At 57.9% G+C, this 17,627-nt stretch carries 19 protein-coding genes; 9 read left to right on the top strand and 10 right to left on the bottom strand.

Annotation, left to right across the window (positions count from 1 at the left end; translation table 11 throughout):
* Positions 1-86: 86 nt before the first annotated feature.
* From hisD to NW843_RS07715, 5 genes are all read right to left on the bottom strand, one after another.
* Positions 87-1,400, bottom strand: coding sequence for a histidinol dehydrogenase (hisD, locus tag NW843_RS07735; protein ID WP_414522592.1), 1,314 nt, complete (start codon positions 1,398-1,400; stop codon positions 87-89).
* A gap of 247 nt (positions 1,401-1,647) precedes the next feature.
* A complete protein-coding gene (locus NW843_RS07730; protein WP_414522591.1) occupies positions 1,648-2,391 on the bottom strand; it encodes a hypothetical protein in 744 nt (247 codons plus the stop codon).
* 115 nt (positions 2,392-2,506) lie between these two features.
* Complete coding sequence (locus NW843_RS07725) at positions 2,507-3,691, bottom strand: LL-diaminopimelate aminotransferase (RefSeq protein ID WP_414522590.1); 1,185 nt, start codon at positions 3,689-3,691, stop codon at positions 2,507-2,509.
* Between the two features lie 49 nt (positions 3,692-3,740).
* Complete coding sequence (locus tag NW843_RS07720; RefSeq protein WP_414522589.1) at positions 3,741-4,325, bottom strand: TolB family protein; 585 nt, start codon at positions 4,323-4,325, stop codon at positions 3,741-3,743.
* 58 nt (positions 4,326-4,383) lie between these two features.
* Complete coding sequence (locus NW843_RS07715; protein ID WP_414328853.1) at positions 4,384-4,668, bottom strand: DUF427 domain-containing protein; 285 nt, start codon at positions 4,666-4,668, stop codon at positions 4,384-4,386.
* A 223-nt stretch (positions 4,669-4,891) separates the two neighbouring features.
* Between NW843_RS07715 and NW843_RS07710 the strand changes: the two genes are divergently transcribed.
* From NW843_RS07710 to NW843_RS07670, 9 genes are all read left to right on the top strand, one after another.
* Positions 4,892-6,301 (top strand): DUF697 domain-containing protein, encoded by a 1,410-nt coding sequence (locus NW843_RS07710; protein ID WP_414522588.1) that lies wholly within the window; start codon positions 4,892-4,894, stop codon positions 6,299-6,301.
* A gap of 48 nt (positions 6,302-6,349) precedes the next feature.
* A complete protein-coding gene (locus NW843_RS07705) occupies positions 6,350-7,114 on the top strand; it encodes a peptidase (protein ID WP_414387909.1) in 765 nt (254 codons plus the stop codon).
* 52 nt (positions 7,115-7,166) lie between these two features.
* The gene (gene glyQ, locus NW843_RS07700) at positions 7,167-8,153 is read left to right on the top strand and encodes a glycine--tRNA ligase subunit alpha (RefSeq protein ID WP_414343007.1); all 987 of its coding nucleotides are present in this window, start codon (positions 7,167-7,169) and stop codon (positions 8,151-8,153) included.
* Between the two features lie 150 nt (positions 8,154-8,303).
* Positions 8,304-8,831: an NYN domain-containing protein gene (locus tag NW843_RS07695; RefSeq protein ID WP_011431737.1), complete on the top strand. Its 528-nt coding sequence runs from the start codon at positions 8,304-8,306 to the stop codon at positions 8,829-8,831.
* A gap of 331 nt (positions 8,832-9,162) precedes the next feature.
* On the top strand, positions 9,163-10,974 hold the full coding sequence (gene lepA / locus NW843_RS07690; RefSeq protein WP_414328663.1) for a translation elongation factor 4: 1,812 nt from the start codon (positions 9,163-9,165) through the stop codon (positions 10,972-10,974).
* Positions 10,967-11,572, top strand: coding sequence for a bis(5'-nucleosyl)-tetraphosphatase (symmetrical) YqeK (yqeK, locus tag NW843_RS07685; protein ID WP_414389772.1), 606 nt, complete (start codon positions 10,967-10,969; stop codon positions 11,570-11,572). The genes lepA and yqeK overlap by 8 nt, the downstream gene beginning before the upstream one ends.
* A gap of 42 nt (positions 11,573-11,614) precedes the next feature.
* Entirely contained in the window at positions 11,615-11,986 is a 372-nt protein-coding gene (rsfS, locus tag NW843_RS07680; RefSeq protein WP_011431734.1) for a ribosome silencing factor, read from the top strand.
* Between the two features lie 596 nt (positions 11,987-12,582).
* Complete coding sequence (locus NW843_RS07675; protein ID WP_414342999.1) at positions 12,583-12,903, top strand: hypothetical protein; 321 nt, start codon at positions 12,583-12,585, stop codon at positions 12,901-12,903.
* Positions 12,904-12,960: 57 nt separating this feature from the next.
* Positions 12,961-13,872, top strand: a complete 912-nt coding sequence (locus NW843_RS07670; protein WP_414522587.1) for a histone deacetylase — start codon at positions 12,961-12,963, stop codon at positions 13,870-13,872.
* Here the strand turns inward: NW843_RS07670 and NW843_RS07665 are convergent.
* From NW843_RS07665 to NW843_RS07645, 5 genes are all read right to left on the bottom strand, one after another.
* Complete coding sequence (locus tag NW843_RS07665) at positions 13,869-15,020, bottom strand: NAD-dependent epimerase/dehydratase family protein (RefSeq protein ID WP_414522586.1); 1,152 nt, start codon at positions 15,018-15,020, stop codon at positions 13,869-13,871. The genes NW843_RS07670 and NW843_RS07665 overlap by 4 nt on opposite strands.
* A 93-nt stretch (positions 15,021-15,113) precedes the next feature.
* The gene (locus NW843_RS07660; RefSeq protein WP_414522585.1) at positions 15,114-16,052 is read right to left on the bottom strand and encodes a fused MFS/spermidine synthase; all 939 of its coding nucleotides are present in this window, start codon (positions 16,050-16,052) and stop codon (positions 15,114-15,116) included.
* A 119-nt stretch (positions 16,053-16,171) separates the two neighbouring features.
* Entirely contained in the window at positions 16,172-16,630 is a 459-nt protein-coding gene (gene speD, locus NW843_RS07655; RefSeq protein WP_414522584.1) for an adenosylmethionine decarboxylase, read from the bottom strand.
* 96 nt (positions 16,631-16,726) lie between these two features.
* Positions 16,727-17,212: an RNA-guided endonuclease InsQ/TnpB family protein gene (locus tag NW843_RS07650; protein WP_414522583.1), complete on the bottom strand. Its 486-nt coding sequence runs from the start codon at positions 17,210-17,212 to the stop codon at positions 16,727-16,729.
* Positions 17,205-17,627, bottom strand: a 423-nt coding sequence (locus NW843_RS07645) for an RNA-guided endonuclease InsQ/TnpB family protein (protein WP_414522582.1), incomplete at its 5' end; no start/stop codon positions are given. The genes NW843_RS07645 and NW843_RS07650, both read right to left, overlap by 8 nt.

Genomic DNA, 17,627 nt, shown 5'->3' with positions numbered 1-17,627 from the left:
AGTGGTGAGTGGATAGTGACTAGCCACTAGTCACTAACAGAGGGTGGGGCTTCCCGGCGGTCTAGCTAACTGCGACCAGGGCTTGATTAGCGCTCCTCCGCCAACCGCACCTGTACCGACTGGCCGTGGGCGGGCAACCCTTCCGCTTGTGTGAGAGCCTGAATGGCGCTGGCCACCTCCCGCAAAGCCGCTGAGCTGTATTGAATCAGACTGGAATGCTTTAGGAAAGTTTCCACCCCCAAAGCCGAGGCATAGCGGGCCGCACCGGCGGTGGGCAAGGTATGGTTGGGGCCAGCCAGGTAATCTCCTACCGCCTCCGGAGTATGGTGGCCCAAGAAAATGGCCCCCGCATGGCGAATGGGATCCAACAAAGCCCAGGGATCGGCCACCTGCAATTCCAAATGTTCTGGCGCAAACAGGTTGGACAAGGCCACCGCCGTTGACAGATCCGGCACCACCGCAATCAGACCGTAGTTCACCACCGACTTTTCCACCATCAGACGGTTGGGATGGGCCTCCATCTGGGTGGCCACCGCCTGCTGCACCTGCTGGGCCAGCTGGAGATCGGTGGTCAGAAGGATGGCCGCCGCCAAGGGATCGTGCTCGGCTTGGGCCAGCAAATCGGCAGCCACATAAAGGGGGTTGGCGCTCTCGTCGGCGATGATCAACACCTCCGATGGCCCGGCCAGCGAGTCGATCCCCACCGTGCCGTACACCAGCTTTTTGGCCAAAGTTACGTAGATGTTGCCGGGGCCGGTGATCACGTCCACCTTGGGGATGGTCTCGGTGCCGTAGGCCAAAGCCCCTATTGCCTGAGCCCCTCCAACGCGATAGATGGTGTGGATGCCTACTTCTTGGGCGGCCACCAAAATGGCCGGGCTAATCCCCTTGCCCCCCGAGCCGTCGGATCCCGGTGGCGTCACCATCACAATCTCGGGCACCCCTGCCACCTGGGCCGGGATGGCGTTCATCAACACCGTGCTGGGGTAGGCGGCTCGCCCTCCCGGAATGTAGAGGCCGGCGCGATCCACAGGGCGGTATTGCTTGCCCAAGACGATCTCAGGGCCGGGAAAGCTTACCCAACTGCTGGGCACCCGCTGCCGGTGAAAAGCTTCAATGCGCTGCTTGGCCAGCCGTAGGGCTGAAAGCAACTGCGGAGACACCGCCTGGTAAGCTGCCTCTAGCTCGGCCCCAGACACCTTCAGCTCGGCAACGCTCAGCTCCACCTGGTCGAACTCAGCCGTATAGGTCAGCAGGGCCCGATCCCCCTGACGGCGTACCGCTTGCAGGATCTCCCGCACGGTTGCTTCACGGTGCAGGTTCTGGTCAGCCTGAGTGCGCTCCGAGATCCGTCTGAGCTCGGCTTCAGCCTCGGCTAGCTGGGTGACGATTCTCAGCATAGCGACTCCTTCGCGTAGAGTGCCGCAACCCCATAGTAACGAGGGATCCGGCGGCATCGCGGTAGCAAAGCGGATCTTTCGCTGGGTCGGCTTGCGGCGACAAGAAGGGACATCCCCAGGCAGGGATCTTGTCTGCACCTGGCGCGATCCGGGTTGATCATGGTCATAGCTTAGCCTGGATTTTCCTCGACCAAGAGCCGGGTAGAGTTCGCCGATAGCCCTACTTAGGAAAAAGCCTGCCCCTTTTTCATAGGCCCAGTTCTGTCGATTTGATCAAGTTGCGAAAATCGTGGATCACCTCCTCACAGCGACGGAAAAAAGCCAGCACCCAATCCCGCAGCACCTTCTGCTGAGATTCGTCCAGTTCCTTGAGGGATCCCCGGTAGTGGATCTGGCCGCTGCGCTCGATCTCGAACTGGTTCAGCCATTCTGCTTTGGATCCCTGGCGTTCCACCACTTCCTGCCGTGCTGCCTTCCAATAGTTGACGATCACTGCCTTGCCCAAATAGCCGGTTGTAATCTGGCAGAGACGGTTCAGAGATTGCACGAAGACATCCATCTCCATGCGCGGGCCCGCCGCAGGAGCGGAACTGGGCTGGGTAGCGTTCCGGCCTGCCTCCGCCTGGCTGGTAAATAGACGAAAGGTGGCCAAGCCCTTTGGCGTATCCTGCTGCAGCTCGGCTCGCAGGCGGTTCACGGCCAAGGTGTAAACCGGCATCACCAGCTCGTCATTCACCGCCACCAGCAGCGCCCATTCCGGCCCAAGGGGGTAAACGAAAACCCGCTGCTCGGCAAACTGAAAATCAAAATAGTCAAGTCCTGGGGGCATGGTCTCCAAAACTTGAAACAGCCCTTCGGTGAGGGCCTGTTGCTGTCGGCTATCCAAATCCTGAAAAGAGCGGTAGAAGAAAGGGCGACCTGCCCGACTCAAGAGCGCCACCCCCATCACCCCACGGATGGACAAAAAACTGTCGAGCGTTTCCTTCTCCATGCCCACTCAACTTGGGTAACACTCTTACTCTTATCCTGACTTAGATTGCCCGAGGGTGGGCGAGCACAACCAACCGAGAGCTGGATGCTCGATGTTTGGGATTGATGTTTGGGATTTAGGAAATGCACCGGGACAAAAACGCCTCGATCCGTCCCACTGCCTCCTCCAGACGGGATCCCTCGACCACCAAAGCAAAGCGGACATAGCCTTCCCCACTGGGGCCAAAGCCAGAACCCGGAGACAGGGCAACCCCTGTGGCTCTCACCAAGTCCAAACAAAACTGGGCAGAAGAGCCGCGATAAAACTCCGGCAAAGGCGCCCACAGATACATGGTGGCCTCCGGCAAAGGCACAGGCCAACCCATGCGGTGCAGAGCCGCCACAGCTATATCCCGTCGCTCTCGGTACACCTGCCGCCAGCGCTCCAAAAAACTATCGGGAACTGCCAAAGCCGCTGCTGCCCCCCGCAGAATGCCCTGGTATTGGTGAAAGTCGATGGTGGATTTCACCCATCGCAGGGCTCGGATCAGCTCTCGGCTGCCAATGGCGTAGGCTACCCGGAATCCCCCCATGTGATAGGACTTGGAGAGAGAAAAAAACTCGATGGTGCGGGTTTTATCGGGATCCGCCTGCAGCGCAGAAGGGGCCACCTGGCCGTCGAAGCGCCAGTCCACATAGGGAAAATCGTGGGCCAGAACGATGTCGTACTGCTGACAAAACTGCAGGGTTTCTTGCCAAAACTCCGGGGTGACGGTGGCAGTGGTGGGGTTGTGGGGGTAGTTCAACACCAGCAGCCGCGCCTGCCGGCAGATTGCCTCCGGGATCCGATCCCACTGGGGCAAGAAGCGGTTTTCCGCCCGCAGGGGCAGGTAGTAGGGGATCCCGCCCGCCAGATGGATCCCGCCCACGTGAGAGGGATAGGCCGGATCCGCAACCAAAGCAACATCGCCGGGGTTGAGCAGGGCCAGGGGCAAGAGGGCCGTTCCCTGCTGGGATCCGATCAACGGCAGCACCTCTGTTTCCGGATCGATCTCCAGGCCGAACTTGCCCCTGTACCACTTGGCGCAGGCAGACCGAAAGTCCGCCGTGTCGTGAAACAGCGTGTAGCCATAGGTAGAGGGATCCGACAGAGCCGATTGGATGGCCGCCAAGGAGTCTGAAGGTGGGGGCAGATCGGAGGATCCCAGAGACAGATCGATCACATCCAGGCCAGAGCGACGAGCCTCTCGCTTGGCTCGATCCATTTGGTCAAACACATTGCCGCCGAGGGGCTGAAGTCGCTGGGCGAGGGGAATCGACATGCAACAACTCTTGCAAATCAGGGGGGTCTATCCTAGCTTGAGGATCCCCTCAGGGATTGTCGTCAGCATTGGGGGAAGAAGGTGAGGTTGGACGCGTGCTGGCCGCCGACCCCCGGTCGAAAATCTCGATGTGCCACTGTCCTTGGCCGTTGCTCTCAAAAGCGATAAACCGGCCATCGCCGCTGATGGTGGGGTTGCGCACATCTCCTGGCACCCGGCTGCTGATGTTTTCTATCCTGCGAGTTTCCCGGTCGTAGAGGAAGATCTCAGACTTGCCCAGAGCATTGGACACGTAGACGATGTAGCGGCCATCAGCGCTGATGTCGGGCGAGGTAGCCGCCACGTCGCTGGAGTTGAGGCCGGGCAGATCCACCAAGCGACGTTCCACCGTGTCGTAGAGAAAAATATCCTGGCTGCCGCTGCGGGCCGAGGAAAACACCAGGTAGCGGCCATCTCCGTTGAAAGCAGGCTCCCCATCGGGGAAGATGCTGTTGAGGCCACTGTTGGTCAGGCTGGGACGCGGGGTGCGAAAACCTGCGGGGCTGCAGCCCAACAGCACCAGGCTCAATCCGGCCAGGCACAGCTTTCCCGCCCATCGGGCCGGGCTGAATGGGATCCGGCCATTGGTCAGCATGGCATCGCCTCTCCAACCCACTCTTCCCATCATACCCGGTTGACAAACTCGGCTCCGGCTAGGGCTCCACCTTGACACCCTTCCAGAAGGCCACATAGCCCCGGATGTTGGCCGCAGCGGGTTTGGGATCCGGGTAGTACCAGGCGGCATCTTTGTTCTCCTGGCCGTTGACCACGAGGGTGTAGTAGCTGGCCTCCCCCTTCCAGGGGCAGGTGGTGTGGGTAGAGCTGGGCTGGAAGTATTCCCGGCGCAGAGATTCCGGCGGAAAATAGATGTTGCCTTCTACGGTTTCGTAGCGGTCTGTCTCCGCCACCACTACCCCATTCCAGATAGCCCTGGGCATGGAAAACCTCCTCTTGCCAAGTTTTGGATATCGGATTTTTGAGTTGCGGATCCCGGCGGCTGAGGCCGCCTTGCTTTGAGCTTAACTCTTCTTATGATCGTCTTGTATTGTCCCTTGTATTGTCCAATGAGAAGCTCTCTGTCCGGTGGGGAAGCCTGCCGATCCCGAGAGCAAAGTGGAGTCTTTTAAGGGCTGCTTCCTACCGCTATTAAGCGCTACGGCTATGGCTCGCCGCAACACCCTACAAGATGACCTCAACTACCAACAAGCCAAGCGCAGCCTGCGCCAGTGGGTGGCCCAACTGGATCTGCGCCCCCAAGAGGTCGCGGGCTTAGAAGGGGAGTTGGAGAGCTTGCAAGCGCTCTTGGACAAGCTGGAAACCGAGGTCATCCACATCGCCGCCTTTGGTCTGGTGGGGCGAGGCAAGTCTTCCCTGCTCAATGCCCTGCTGGGCGAGCCAGTCTTTGAGACGGGGCCCACCCATGGCATCACCCGTACCCAGCAAGCGGCAACTTGGAACATCAGCTGGGAAACCCGCCCCCAGTCCTCCTTCTCTGGCACATCCCTGCAGGGATCCCGCCTCCCCCCTTCCTCGGTGCAGTCGGTACAGGTCGCCCATTGGCAGGGATCCCGTCTGGAGCTGATCGACACTCCCGGCCTCGATGAAGTGGATGGCGAAGAGCGGGCGCGGCTGGCCCGAGAAGTGGCGCAGCGGGCGGATTTGATCCTGTTTGTCGTCTGCGGGGATCTGACGCGGGTGGAGTTTGAGGCCCTGGCCACCCTGCGGGAGGCGGGCAAGCCTATGCTGCTGGTGTTCAACAAGATCGACCAGTACCCAGAGGCAGATCGCCAGGCCATTTACGACAAGATCCGCAACGAACGGGTGCGGCAGCTCCTTTCTCCCAACGAGATCGTCATGGTGGCGGCCTCCCCTCGCGTACCCCGCCTGGTGCAAAGGCCGGATGGGAGCTTTGCTGCCCAGATGGAAGTGGGATCCCCGCAGGTGGATGAGCTGCGCCTGAAAATCCTGGAAGTCCTGCATCGGGAGGGGCGTTCGCTGCTGGCCTTGAATGCCCTCCTGTTTGCCGATCGGGTTAACCAGCAGGTAATTGAGCGCAAGCTGCAAACCCGTGCCCAGCAAGCCCAAGACCTCATCGCCTCAGCCGCCCGCACCAAAGCGCTGGCGGTTGCCCTCAACCCCATCACCCTGCTCGATACCTTGGGAGGGCTGGCCATCGATGTCACCCTGATCCTGCGCCTGGCCCGCCTGTACGGCTGGCCCATGAGCACTGCAGGAGCCACACAACTGCTGCAGAAGATCATCCTCAGCATGCTCAGCCTGGGCGCCGGCGAGTGGGTGGCGCTGTTGGGCCTGGGATCCCTGAAAACCTTGCTGGGGGGATTCTCTCTGGGAGCCTACGGTTCCGTGGCCCTGACGCAGGCGGTGTTGGCCGGGTTTTCCTGCCATGCCATCGGCGAGTCCGCCCGCCGCTACCTGGCCCAGGGAGCCAGTTGGGGGCCAGAGGGCCCCAAAGCCGCCATAGCCCAGATTTTGGCCGATTTGGACGAAGCCTCGATCACCGCCCGCCTGCGGGAGGAAATCCGCCACAAAATCGGATTTGCTTTCCCCTGAACCTCTACAATCGCCTCTACAATCAGAGAGCCGAGCCGCATCGTTCGCATGACCTACTGCCTTGGCATCATCACCCGCTTTGGCTTGGTGATGGCGGCAGATTCCCGCACCAACGCCGGGGTGGACTACGTCTCCACCTACCAAAAGCTGTTCGATTTTTCCGTGCCCGAAGAGCGGGTGATCTTGATCTGCACCTCCGGCAACCTGTCCATCACCCAGGGCGTTTTGACCGAAGTGCAGCGGGATCTGCGCCAACCGGAAAGTTCCAATCTCCACACCTTCCCCCATCTCTACGACGTGGCCCGCTACCTGGGATCCAAGATTCGGTACATCCAGGAGCAAGACCGGCCCTGGCTGGAAAAAGACGGCATCGACGCCCAGTGCAGCCTGTTGTTGGGGGGACAGATCCGAGGCGAGGAGCCGGCCCTCTTTTTGATCTACAGCCAGGGCAACTGCATCCAGGCCACCCCGGAAACCCCTTTTTTGCAGGTGGGGGAAACCAAATACGGCAAGCCAATCTTGGATCGCACCCTCTCCTACGAAACCTCGCTAGCAGATGCGGCCAAATGCGCTCTCCTCTCCATCGACTCCACCATGAAATCCAACATCTCCGTCGGCCCCCCCATCGATTTGGTGATGGTGCAAGCGGATCAGTTCAAGGTCACCCACCGTCTGCGCCTGCGCACCGGGGATCCCTACCTGGCCAAGATGCGCAAACTGTGGGAGAGCGCCCTCAAACAAGCCTTCGACCAAATGCCCCCCATCGAGTGGGACTACTCGGATCCAGCTGATCGGGAAGAGCTGCTCGACTGAGAGGAGGAGATTGGTAGGATAGGGGTTAATCCATCTCTGCCCAACCCCTGCCATGTCAGCCCACACCTTTCAAGACTTGATCTTTCGCCTGCAACAGTTTTGGGGGGAGCAGGGCTGCTTGATCCTGCAACCCTACGACCTGGAAAAAGGCGCCGGCACCATGAGCCCCCACACGTTTTTGCGCGCCTTGGGGCCGGATCCCTGGCGAGTGGCCTATGTCGAGCCTTGTCGCCGCCCCACCGATGGACGCTACGGTCAAAACCCCAATCGCCTACAGCACTATTTCCAATACCAAGTGTTGATCAAGCCCTCCCCCGATGACATTCAAGATGTGTACCTAAATAGCCTGCAAGCTTTGGGCGTGAACCCGGCAGAACACGATGTTCGCTTTGTGGAAGATGACTGGGAATCTCCCACCTTGGGGGCTTGGGGCGTGGGCTGGGAAGTGTGGCTGGACGGCATGGAAGTAACCCAGTTCACCTACTTTCAGCAGGTGGGCGGACAAGATTGTCGCCCGGTTTCTGTAGAAATTACCTATGGGCTAGAGCGCCTGGCCATGTATCTGCAGGGGGTGGATTCTGTTTACGATCTCTGCTGGAACGAGCATCCTTCTCTCGGACGGATTACTTATGGACAAATCTATTTCCAAAATGAGGTCGAGCAATCTTATTACAACTTCGAGTATTCCGATCCGGAGATGCTACTGGAATTGTTCCGGCTCTACGAAGCCGAGGCCAAGCGTTTGATCGAAACCACCCAACAGAAACTGCAGAAACAGGTGTTGCCGGATCGGTTGGCCGTGTCTCTGCTCCTGCCCGCCTACGACTATGTGCTCAAGTGCTCCCACACCTTTAACCTGCTCGACGCTCGTGGTGTCATTGCTGTAGCCGAGCGCACCCTCTACATTGGGCGCATCCGTAACCTGGCTCGACAATTGGCGGAGCTGTACGTTAGCCAAGCCGATCGACCGGGATCCAGCTATGCCCTGCGGCAACCGGAACCCGCTTTGGTTTACAGGGGTGCCTCTCCCCAGAGTTAATTCTTGAGAAAGGGATCCCACCTTTGGCTATGATGAGAGATTGGTGTCAGCAAGGTGCTGGCTGCCCAAATGGCTCTTGTGGAAAGTCAGTGACCTCGTTTTCATCCTCTTTTTCTGACCAGTTCACCTTACTTTTTTCGGAAAAGCTTTATGTTTTACCATCATCCCGTCACTCGGGTTTCCATCTTTATTGATGGCAATAATATGTTTTATGCTCAACAGAAAAATGGCTGGTTTTTTGACCCACGCCGGGTGCTGGATTATTTTGTTAGATCACAGCCGAATGTTGAATTGGTCAACGCCTTTTGGTACACCGGCATCAAGGATCCCCATGATCAGAGGGCCTTTCGAGACGCTCTGATCAGCATGGGCTTCACTGTGCGCACCAAGATCCTCAAAGAATATCGAGATGAAGACTCCGGTCGGTACTCCCAAAAAGCAAATCTGGATATCGAAATAGTAATCGATATGTTCAACACCGTTGGCCAGTACGATAGGATCATTCTATTTAGCGGCGATGGAGATTTTGAGCGGGCCGTCGAGCTGTTGCGTTCCAAAAACACGCTGATTACAGTTGTCTCCACCGAAGGGATGATCGCCCGCGAGCTGCGCAACGCCACCGACCGCTACATCGACCTCAATGACATTCGCCCCTACATTGAGAAGTTAGACAAGTAGTGCTTTGGGCAGGGTTCTGGACTGCTTCCTCTGCCGTCGGGTCAGACCCATAGCCTCCTGGCGAGCTGGCGACAACACCGCCTAAGTTCGTTCTGGCTTTTTCCATCTTCACGGATCCCATCCCTGCCACACAAGCGGCACGTCCGTTGTACCGGCTCTAGTCAGCGCTGCCGGAAAGGAGCTGTCCCGGCCAATTCCAGTAGGGTGCTCTGGTGTCCGGCAGAAGGGCTGTGTCTTCTCCCCTTGGCAGCCAACTTCTGGGCAACCTCAGTTCAGGCAGGGGAGCAGAGAGGCTAGCATTGTAAAAAATCTTTGCCCTGATCAGGTTTTTATGACCGGCGTTCCTGTCTCCCGTATTCGCAACTTTTCCATCATCGCCCACATCGACCACGGCAAATCCACCCTCGCCGATCGCCTCCTGCAGGAAACGGGCACCGTTTCAGCCCGCGAGATGAAGCCACAACTGCTGGACAGCATGGAACTGGAGCGGGAACGGGGCATTACCATCAAGCTGCAAGCGGCCCGCATGAACTACCGTGCCCAAGACGGCCAAGATTATGTTTTGAACCTGATCGACACGCCAGGGCATGTGGACTTCACCTACGAAGTCTCCCGCTCCCTGGCCGCCTGTGAAGGGGCGCTGCTGGTGGTGGATGCCTCTCAAGGGGTGGAGGCCCAAACCCTGGCCAACGTCTACCTGGCCCTGGAGAACAACCTGGAAATTATTCCGGTGATCAACAAAATCGACCTGCCGGGCGCCGAGCCGGAGCGGGTGATTGCCGAGATTGAGCAGGTAATCGGCCTCGACTGCAGCGGGGCAATCCTCGCCTCTGCCAAGGTGGGTATTGGCATTCAAGAGATTCTGGAGGCCATTGTGCAGCGGGTGCCGCCCCCACGGGATACAGTGGCGGATCCCTTGCGGGCCTTGATTTTCGATAGCTATTACGACGCCTATCGCGGCGTGATCGTCTATGTGCGCATCATGGACGGGGAGGTGAAAACGGGGGACAAGATTTGCTTTATGGCCTCTGGCCGAGAATACGAGATTACCGAGCTGGGGGTGATGCGTCCCAACCAAGAGCCGGTGGATGCCCTACATGCGGGCGAGGTGGGCTACATGGCCGCCGCCATCAAGAGCGTGGAACACGCCCGTGTTGGGGATACCATCACACTGGTGAATCGCAAAGCTCCTGAGCCCCTGCCCGGCTACAAAGAAGCCAAGCCGATGGTGTTTTGTGGCCTGTTCCCCAGCAGCTCCGATCAGTACGCCGAACTCAAAGAGGCTCTGGAAAAGCTCAAGCTCAACGATGCTGCCCTGTACTTTGAGCCAGAAATTTCCAGCGCCATGGGCTTCGGCTTCCGCTGTGGTTTTCTGGGCCTGCTGCACATGGAGGTGGTTCAGGAACGCCTAGAGCGGGAGTACAATCTCGATCTGGTGATCACAGCTCCGACGGTGGTGTACCAAGTTACCCTCAACAACGGCTCTGTGATTCGGGTGGACAATCCCAGCAAGCTGCCTCCCCCCAACGAGCGCACCAGCATTGAGGAGCCGATTGTCAGGGTAGAGGTGATTCTTCCTGAGGAATTTGTCGGTACCGTGATGGAGCTGTGTGAGACCAAACGCGGCACTTTTAAAGACATGAAATATCTGGCGCAGGGTCGGACTACGCTGGTGTATGAGCTGCCCCTGGCGGAAGTGGTCACCGACTTTTTCGACCAATTGAAATCACGCACCCGCGGTTATGCCAGCATGGACTACCAAATGATTGGCTATCGCGCCGATGATTTGGTGCGTTTGGACATTTTGATCAACGGCGATGTGGTGGATTCTCTATCCACGATTGTGCATCGGGATAAAGCTTTTTATGTAGGCCGTTCCCTAGTTGCCAAGTTACGGGAGCTGATCCCACGCCATCAATTTGAAGTGCCCATTCAGGCAGCAATTGGCTCTAAAGTGATTGCTCGTGAAACCATACCAGCCCTGCGCAAAAACGTCTTGGCCAAATGCTACGGAGGAGATGTGACCCGCAAACGCAAGCTTTTGGAAAAACAAAAAGAGGGGAAAAAACGCATGAAGGCGGTGGGAACGGTGGATGTGCCCCAAGAAGCGTTTATGGCCGTGCTGAAGCTGCAGAATGACTAGGGCGATGGGCACTCAACTGGGGCGGGAAGAGGTGTTGGCCTGGCTACAGGAGCGGGTGTCTCCTCCTCGCCTCCGCCATATCTTGGGGGTAGAGGGGATGGCCCGACAGCTGGCGGCCCACTACGGGCTGGATGAGCAGAAAGCTGCTTGGGCAGGGCTGATGCACGACTTGGCCAAGGCTTTCCCGCCGGAGCAACTGTTGCAAAGGGTGGCTCAGGAACGGGAGCTGGATGAAATTGAGCGGGCCGAACCTCACATCCTGCACGCTGAGGTGGGATCCCTGGTGGCGCGGGAGCAGTTTCAGGTACAGGATCCGGAGATTTTGGCGGCCATTGCCAACCACACGCTAGGGCAGCCCGGCATGGATCCGCTCAGTTGCGTGGTTTTCGTGGCCGATGCCCTGGAGCCGAATCGGGGCAACAGCCCAGAATTGGAGCGGTTGCGGCAGATGGCTTTTGTAGATTTGTCTAAAACCGTAGTGGGAGTATGTGACTTGAGCCTAAAATTTTTGCTAGACCGGAATCAGGTGGTTCATCCGCGCACACTAATGACTCGGAATCATTTTTTGTTACATCCTTTAGAAAAAGCGGTGTCCTAGGTTAACTCAGTCGTTTCAGGAGGGTTTTAGTTGCTACATCTCATGCCTGCCCCTGCTGGGGATCCCATCTATTGCATGGCGCTGAGTGCAGCTCGCGCGGCAGAAGAGAAAAAAGGTGGCGATATCGTTCTGCTGGATGTATCCCAAGTCTCCACTTTGGCAGATTACTTTCTTCTGGTCAGCGGCTACTCGCTTACGCAAGTCCGCGCCATTGCCCGAGCAATTGAGGAAAAGGTTTGGGACGAGTGGAAACAAACTCCGCGCCGCATCGAAGGGCAGGAATCGGCCTCTTGGATACTGATCGACTATGCCGATCTCATTGTCCATGTGATTATGCAACAGGAAAGGGACTACTATGACCTAGAGTCTTTCTGGATCCAGGCTCAGCGAGTCGATCTGCCCATAGCAGGCTAAATCTATTTGTTTTGGATCCCTGGATTTGGCAGTTCTTCAGGTCTTGGAGCCAAGGGAAGAGTTGCTCTTTACAACTCTTTAACTGCCTTCCAGGGCCTCCTTGACAGACAGAAGTTTTAGTCAATTGTCAAGAAATATGTAAGTTTCTTAATATTCCCGCAATTTCTTACACAGTCACGTGTTAGGGTAGTGAATGACAAATAGCTGAGTAAGATCTTCCTGCCTTTTGCAGTCGAGTTTCTATAGTCTTTGTTAAACGCTCTACCTTGTTTCTCTTGAACGCTGATAATTCTTCGTTGGTACTGAATACCAGCAAAAAGATTTTCCAGCTGCTGATGGCTCCTATTGGCTGCTTTCAGCGGCAAGTGGAAAGGCAAACGAGGCGAATAGAGGAGGCAAGGATTGGCTGCACAAGAGGATCTTACGAACGAAACCGCAACTTCTTCCCGACGGCAGACTTAACTGCAACCGGCTTAAATGGTCGGCCTGTAGGCAAAATCCGGTGCCAAAAGCAGCGGAGGAAGATGGGGAAGCAGCGTTTTTTGTTTAATGTCTGTTTTTAAGAGCGACAGGGATTTTTAGGAGGGACATTCATCATGGAAAAGATGTTGGTTAATATCGTCGAGTACCTGGCATTGGGAGAACTGGAAACTATCCTCTCCACTGAGCACCCCCATCAACAGGTGTTTCATGACGCTAGGGAGCGGGAAGCGATGATGCAGCAGATCCTAAACCGGGTCCCCGCCATCTACATGTGGCTGGCTGCCGATGAGTGTCCCAGCCGCGATCAACTCAATTCCTCTGAGCTGGAATTGCTGCGGTCGGTAGTGCGGGATGTGGTCAATCAAAAACTCCAACAAGCCTCTTTTGGCCTTGACCCCTATGCGGGATCCATGTCAGAGGTCTTCTACGGATAGAGGGGGCGGGCTTAAGCTACACTGCAAAGGCGTTGCCTTAGCTTGTTGCCTCTGCCCATGTTGCCTGTTTACTATTCCGATATTTTCCTCAGCCACGATACTGGGCCATTTCACCCCGAGCGTCCGGCTCGCTTGCAGTCCATTGTTAAGGCGCTGCGTGGTGCCCCTTTTGCCAACCAGTTGGAATGGCGGGATCCCCCCTTGGCGGAGCTGGCAGAGCTGGAGCGAGTACACTCGCGTCGGCACATTCAACAGGTGGCTGAGTTGGCAACAGCAGGTGGGGGACACATTGATGCCGACACTGCTCTCTCGGAGAGAAGTTTTGAAGCGGCGCGCCTGGCTGTGGGGGCTTGGGTGGCCGGCTCTGCCTCGGTTTTGGCCACCGCTCAGCCGGCTTTGGTGCTGTGCCGTCCACCTGGGCATCACGCAGAGCCAGAACGGGCAATGGGGTTTTGTTTATTCAGCAACGCAGCCATTGCGGCGCTGTGGGCGCTGGATCAGCCGGGGGTGAAGCGGGTGGCGATTTTCGATTGGGATGTTCACCACGGCAACGGCACGCAGGCGGTGGTGGAGCGATATCCCCAACTGGCCTATGCCTCCATCCATCAGTTTCCCCTCTACCCCGGCACCGGCTCCGCTCGCGAAACCGGGATCCACGGCAACCTCTGCAACGTGCCTTTGCCTGCCGGCTCGGATTGGTTGGCCTACAAAAAGGCCCTCGACGAGAAGATCTTGCCGTTCTTGCAAGCGTTCCAGCCGGATTTGCTGCTGGTGAGCGCCGGCTTCGACTGTGCCAAAGGGGATCCCCTGGCCGGTATGCAGCTAGAGCCGGAAGACTTTGGCCGCATGGCCCGCCTTTGCCTGGAGCAGGTGACCCGCAAAACCCTCTTCGGCTTGGAAGGCGGCTATAACCTGGACAACCTGGCGCGCGGCTGGCTGAGCCTGGCCCAAGCTTGCCTGGAGAGTTAACCTTTCCACTTCACCTTGGGTAAAATCTGCCGCACATCCACCCGATCCTTGTACTTGAGAGCAAAGTTGAGCAGCGAATCCAAGAGGGAATCGGACAGATAGTGGGGCTGGAGGCCCAGGTCTAGGAGCTTGGTGTTTTTGGCGTTGTAGTAGTGCTCTTCCAGCTCGACGCGGGGGTTCTCCAGGTGGTTGATTTCCACCTTCAGGCCCATGGTGGCTCCCGCCTTTTGCACCAGCAACGCCAGTTGCTCAACACTAAATTGCTCTGTGAACTGGTTCATCACCCGGAATTGGCCCGGCTCGGCAGGGTGAGCAATGGCCAGCTCCACGCAGCGCACCGTGTCGCGGATATCCAGGAAACCGCGGGTCTGGCCGCCCTTGCCATACACTGTCAGCGGATGGCCCACGGCCGCTTGAATGCAGAAGCGGTTCAGAGCTGTGCCGAATACGCCATCGTAATCGAGACGGTTGATCAGCACCTCGTCCATGCCGGTTTCTTCTGTGAGCACGCCGTATACCACCCCTTGGTTGAGGTCGGTGGCCCGCAGGCCCCAGACGCGGCAGGCGAAGTGGATGTTGTGGCTGTCGTGTACTTTGGAGAGGTGATACATGGATCCCGGCTGCTTGGGGTAGGGCAGGGTATCCTTGCGGCCATTGTGCTCGATGGTGAGGTACCCCTCCTCGATGTCGATGTTGGGGGTGCCGTACTCGCCCATGGTGCCCAGCTTCACCAGGTGGCAATCGGGAAATTCCTCCTTGATGGCGTAGAGGATGTTCAAGGTGCCCACCACGTTGTTCACCTGGGTCATCACCGCATGCTCGCGGCTGATCATCGAGTAAGGGGCAGAGCGCTGCTCGCCAAAGTGAACAATGGCCTCCGGCGGGAAGCGGCGCATGCAGGAGATCAGGGCTTCGTAGTTGGTAACGTCGCAGACAAAGATGGGAATGTCCTTGCCGGTTAGCCCCTTCCAGCAATCCACCCGTTGCTCTAGCTGGGCAATGGGGGTCAGGGTAGAAACCCCCAGTTGCAGATCCCAGAGGCGGCGGACGTAGGAATCGAGAATGGCCACCTCATAACCCCTGTTGGATAGGTATAGGGCCGTCGCCCAGCCACAGTATCCGTCACCACCAATAACCAAGACTCTCATTAGGGAAGCAAAATTCGGCTGCAGACGAATCTACCAAGTTATGGCACCAAAGACAAACTCTCCTGGGATCCCTTCGGGGTGCTGGATAGCCCCTTATTCGATGCGAGGCGGGTTGTCCAGGGTATAAACCGTGGTCTCGGCGGCAATGGCGCGGCGCAGGTGAGCTGGGACTTGGTAGAGGCCCAGAAGGGTAATGCCATCGATGAATTGCAGTGCCCCCCGCTCGGGATCCAACTGTTGGCTCAGCATCTGGTCGATCTGCTCCGGCTCTGGCCTGGAGGGGATGGGATCCTGAGCTGCCAGGGCAAAACCCAGTGGGCCACCGTAGGTGGGGGCATAGATGGCGTAGGGCTGCACGGCGGCAAACACCGTTTTCAGGGTGCGAACAATGCGGGTGTGTTGATGAAGCTCAACCGGCCCCGTCGGCCCGGCTTGGATGGTGAAAGCCCCATCTGGCTGCAACTTGGAGCGGATCTGGCGGAAAAACTCCTGGGTGAAGAGGCGGTAGGCAGGGCCGGACTCAATGGGATCGGAAAGATCGGAAAGGATCACATCCCAAATGGGGCCTGTTTCCTGGAGAAAATCCAAGGCATCGGCAATCACCACCTCCACCCGCGGATCTTCAAAGGATCCCTGGTGCATTTCCGGCAGGTGCTCTCGGCAGGCTGCCACCACCTCCCCATCGATGTCCACCATCACCACCTGCTCCACCGAGCGCCAACGCAGCACCTCCCGCAGCGTTGCCCCTTCTGCCCCCCCCAACACCAGTACCCGCCGGGGGATCCCGCCCGCTTGGACAACCTGCACCATAGCCGGATGAACCAAAGCCTCGTGGTACAGAAACTCATCCACGGTAGTGGATTGCCAATGCCCATCCAGCATCAGACCCTTGCCGAAGGCCCCCGTCTCGGCGATCAGCATCTCCTGGAAAGGGGTTTTTCGGTAGGCCAAGATGCGCGTGACGGCACGGGCAGTGTAGTCCCAAGGGGTAAAGTACTCCTGAACCCAGAAGAAACTTCTCGGGCTGCTCATAAGCACCTCGCTACAGCTTTTTCCAGCAACATAGACTGACCTCTGGGGTGAATCGGATCCCACCCAGCCTACAGATGGCCCCCATGACAGTTTGGAAAAAGCTGCGATTGGCGAAGATCTCAGCGCCTTCGTCGGGTCACTTCACAGGTGAGCACCTCAGCCGAGTCTGGGGCCTCTTCCAGGAGTGTCGGTTGCGCGGTGCGGCGGGGCACCTTGCGCAGGGAATATCGTCGCGCTTGAAACACGTCGATCAGATATTCACAGGCCGCTTCCGGTCGGGTGTGGCGACCACAGGTGAACACATCCACCGCCGCGTAGCCCGCTTCGGGCCAGGTGTGAATGGAGATGTGGGATTCCCCCAAAAGAGCGAGGGCTGTAATCCCCTGTGGCTCAAATGGATGGCACAGCTCTCCCAAAAAGGTGGAGTTGGAGCGTCTCGCTGCCTCTCGCAAAGCCTGTTGCACCAGAGAGGCATCATCCAAAAGTTTGGCCGGGCAGTCGTAAAGCTCCAGGATACAGTGGATCCCGATCAGAGCTGGAGACCTATCCCCTAATTGGCCAGATAGTGTGTGCAGCATACTATCCCCTAATTGGCCAGATAGAACTGATTAGAACCAGAGGCTGCACAGAAAGCGCAGCTTTACCATTATCTCACAATTGACATACTCCCCTGCCTAAAGGCAGGGGATTCTGGTTCCTGGTTCTGCGACAGCACTTACCGTGTCAGGTTGCCCCTCCACAGCAGCGGTGCTCATCGCGGCAGCGGGCCGTAGGCCTTTCTCCCCAAGCGTTCCCCCTTTCGGGGCGGTTCCCTTATGTCCTAAGGTACCGTTGTTCCACTCCTCACCCAACAGCTCCAACCCTTTGCGCAGGATGTTGATGGCCGCATTCTCATCCCGGTCGATCACCACCCCACACTGCGGGCATTGATGGGTGCGAGTGGACAGCGTCTTCTTCACCCGGTGGCCACACCGAGAACAGTCCTGACTGGTGTACTGGGGCGGCACGGCCACCACCACCTTGTTGAAGACCTTCCCGTAGGAGTCCAGCCACCCGGTGAATAAACTCCACCCGGCATCGTGAATCGACTTGGCCAAGTGGTGATTCCGCACCAGGTTGCGCACCGGCAAGTTCTCATACGCCACGATGTCGCTAGACAAAGCGCTCCGCGCCGCCGTAGGCGAGCACCACGCACCGGGCCAACTTCACAGCCCAGTCTCTACGCTGGCGTTGGACTTTGAGATGCACCTTGCCCAGCCGCTTCCTCTGCTGGTGGTAGTTCTTGGATTGGGGTTTGGCCCCCTTCTTGAACTTTCTGCTCAGTCTCCTTTGCTGTTGTTTCAACCTCCTCTCGGCACGACGCAAAAACTTGGGACACGGCACAGCGTTCCCATTGCTGTCGGTGTAGAAGTGCATCAAGCCCACATCCAGCCCCACCACCTCGCCGGTGTAGCCCACCTTCTCCCGACGCTCCACGTCCAGGCAGAACTGGGCGTAGTAGCCATCGGCTCTCCGCACTACCCGCACCCGATTGATTTTCAGGGTGAGGATGTCCCGCCGTGCCTCGCCGTTGCA

It is taken from the genome of Synechococcus sp. R5-12 (assembly GCF_047502655.1).
In the GTDB taxonomy this organism is placed as follows: Bacteria; Cyanobacteriota; Cyanobacteriia; order Thermostichales; family Thermostichaceae; genus Thermostichus.
The sequence above is the reverse complement of the archived record's forward strand: the minus strand, read 5'-3'. Positions and strand labels throughout refer to the sequence as shown.

Coding starts and splice junctions, on each gene's coding strand:
- hisD (WP_414522592.1), bottom strand. CDS start 1,400: ATGCTGAGAATCGTCACCCAGCTAGCCGAGGCTGAAGCCGAGCTCAGA.
- NW843_RS07730 (WP_414522591.1), bottom strand. CDS start 2,391: ATGGAGAAGGAAACGCTCGACAGTTTTTTGTCCATCCGTGGGGTGATG.
- NW843_RS07725 (WP_414522590.1), bottom strand. CDS start 3,691: ATGTCGATTCCCCTCGCCCAGCGACTTCAGCCCCTCGGCGGCAATGTG.
- NW843_RS07720 (WP_414522589.1), bottom strand. CDS start 4,325: ATGCTGACCAATGGCCGGATCCCATTCAGCCCGGCCCGATGGGCGGGA.
- NW843_RS07715 (WP_414328853.1), bottom strand. CDS start 4,668: ATGCCCAGGGCTATCTGGAATGGGGTAGTGGTGGCGGAGACAGACCGC.
- NW843_RS07710 (WP_414522588.1), top strand. CDS start 4,892: ATGGCTCGCCGCAACACCCTACAAGATGACCTCAACTACCAACAAGCC.
- NW843_RS07705 (WP_414387909.1), top strand. CDS start 6,350: ATGACCTACTGCCTTGGCATCATCACCCGCTTTGGCTTGGTGATGGCG.
- glyQ (WP_414343007.1), top strand. CDS start 7,167: ATGTCAGCCCACACCTTTCAAGACTTGATCTTTCGCCTGCAACAGTTT.
- NW843_RS07695 (WP_011431737.1), top strand. CDS start 8,304: ATGTTTTACCATCATCCCGTCACTCGGGTTTCCATCTTTATTGATGGC.
- lepA (WP_414328663.1), top strand. CDS start 9,163: ATGACCGGCGTTCCTGTCTCCCGTATTCGCAACTTTTCCATCATCGCC.
- yqeK (WP_414389772.1), top strand. CDS start 10,967: ATGACTAGGGCGATGGGCACTCAACTGGGGCGGGAAGAGGTGTTGGCC.
- rsfS (WP_011431734.1), top strand. CDS start 11,615: ATGCCTGCCCCTGCTGGGGATCCCATCTATTGCATGGCGCTGAGTGCA.
- NW843_RS07675 (WP_414342999.1), top strand. CDS start 12,583: ATGGAAAAGATGTTGGTTAATATCGTCGAGTACCTGGCATTGGGAGAA.
- NW843_RS07670 (WP_414522587.1), top strand. CDS start 12,961: ATGTTGCCTGTTTACTATTCCGATATTTTCCTCAGCCACGATACTGGG.
- NW843_RS07665 (WP_414522586.1), bottom strand. CDS start 15,020: ATGAGAGTCTTGGTTATTGGTGGTGACGGATACTGTGGCTGGGCGACG.
- NW843_RS07660 (WP_414522585.1), bottom strand. CDS start 16,052: ATGAGCAGCCCGAGAAGTTTCTTCTGGGTTCAGGAGTACTTTACCCCT.
- speD (WP_414522584.1), bottom strand. CDS start 16,630: ATGCTGCACACACTATCTGGCCAATTAGGGGATAGGTCTCCAGCTCTG.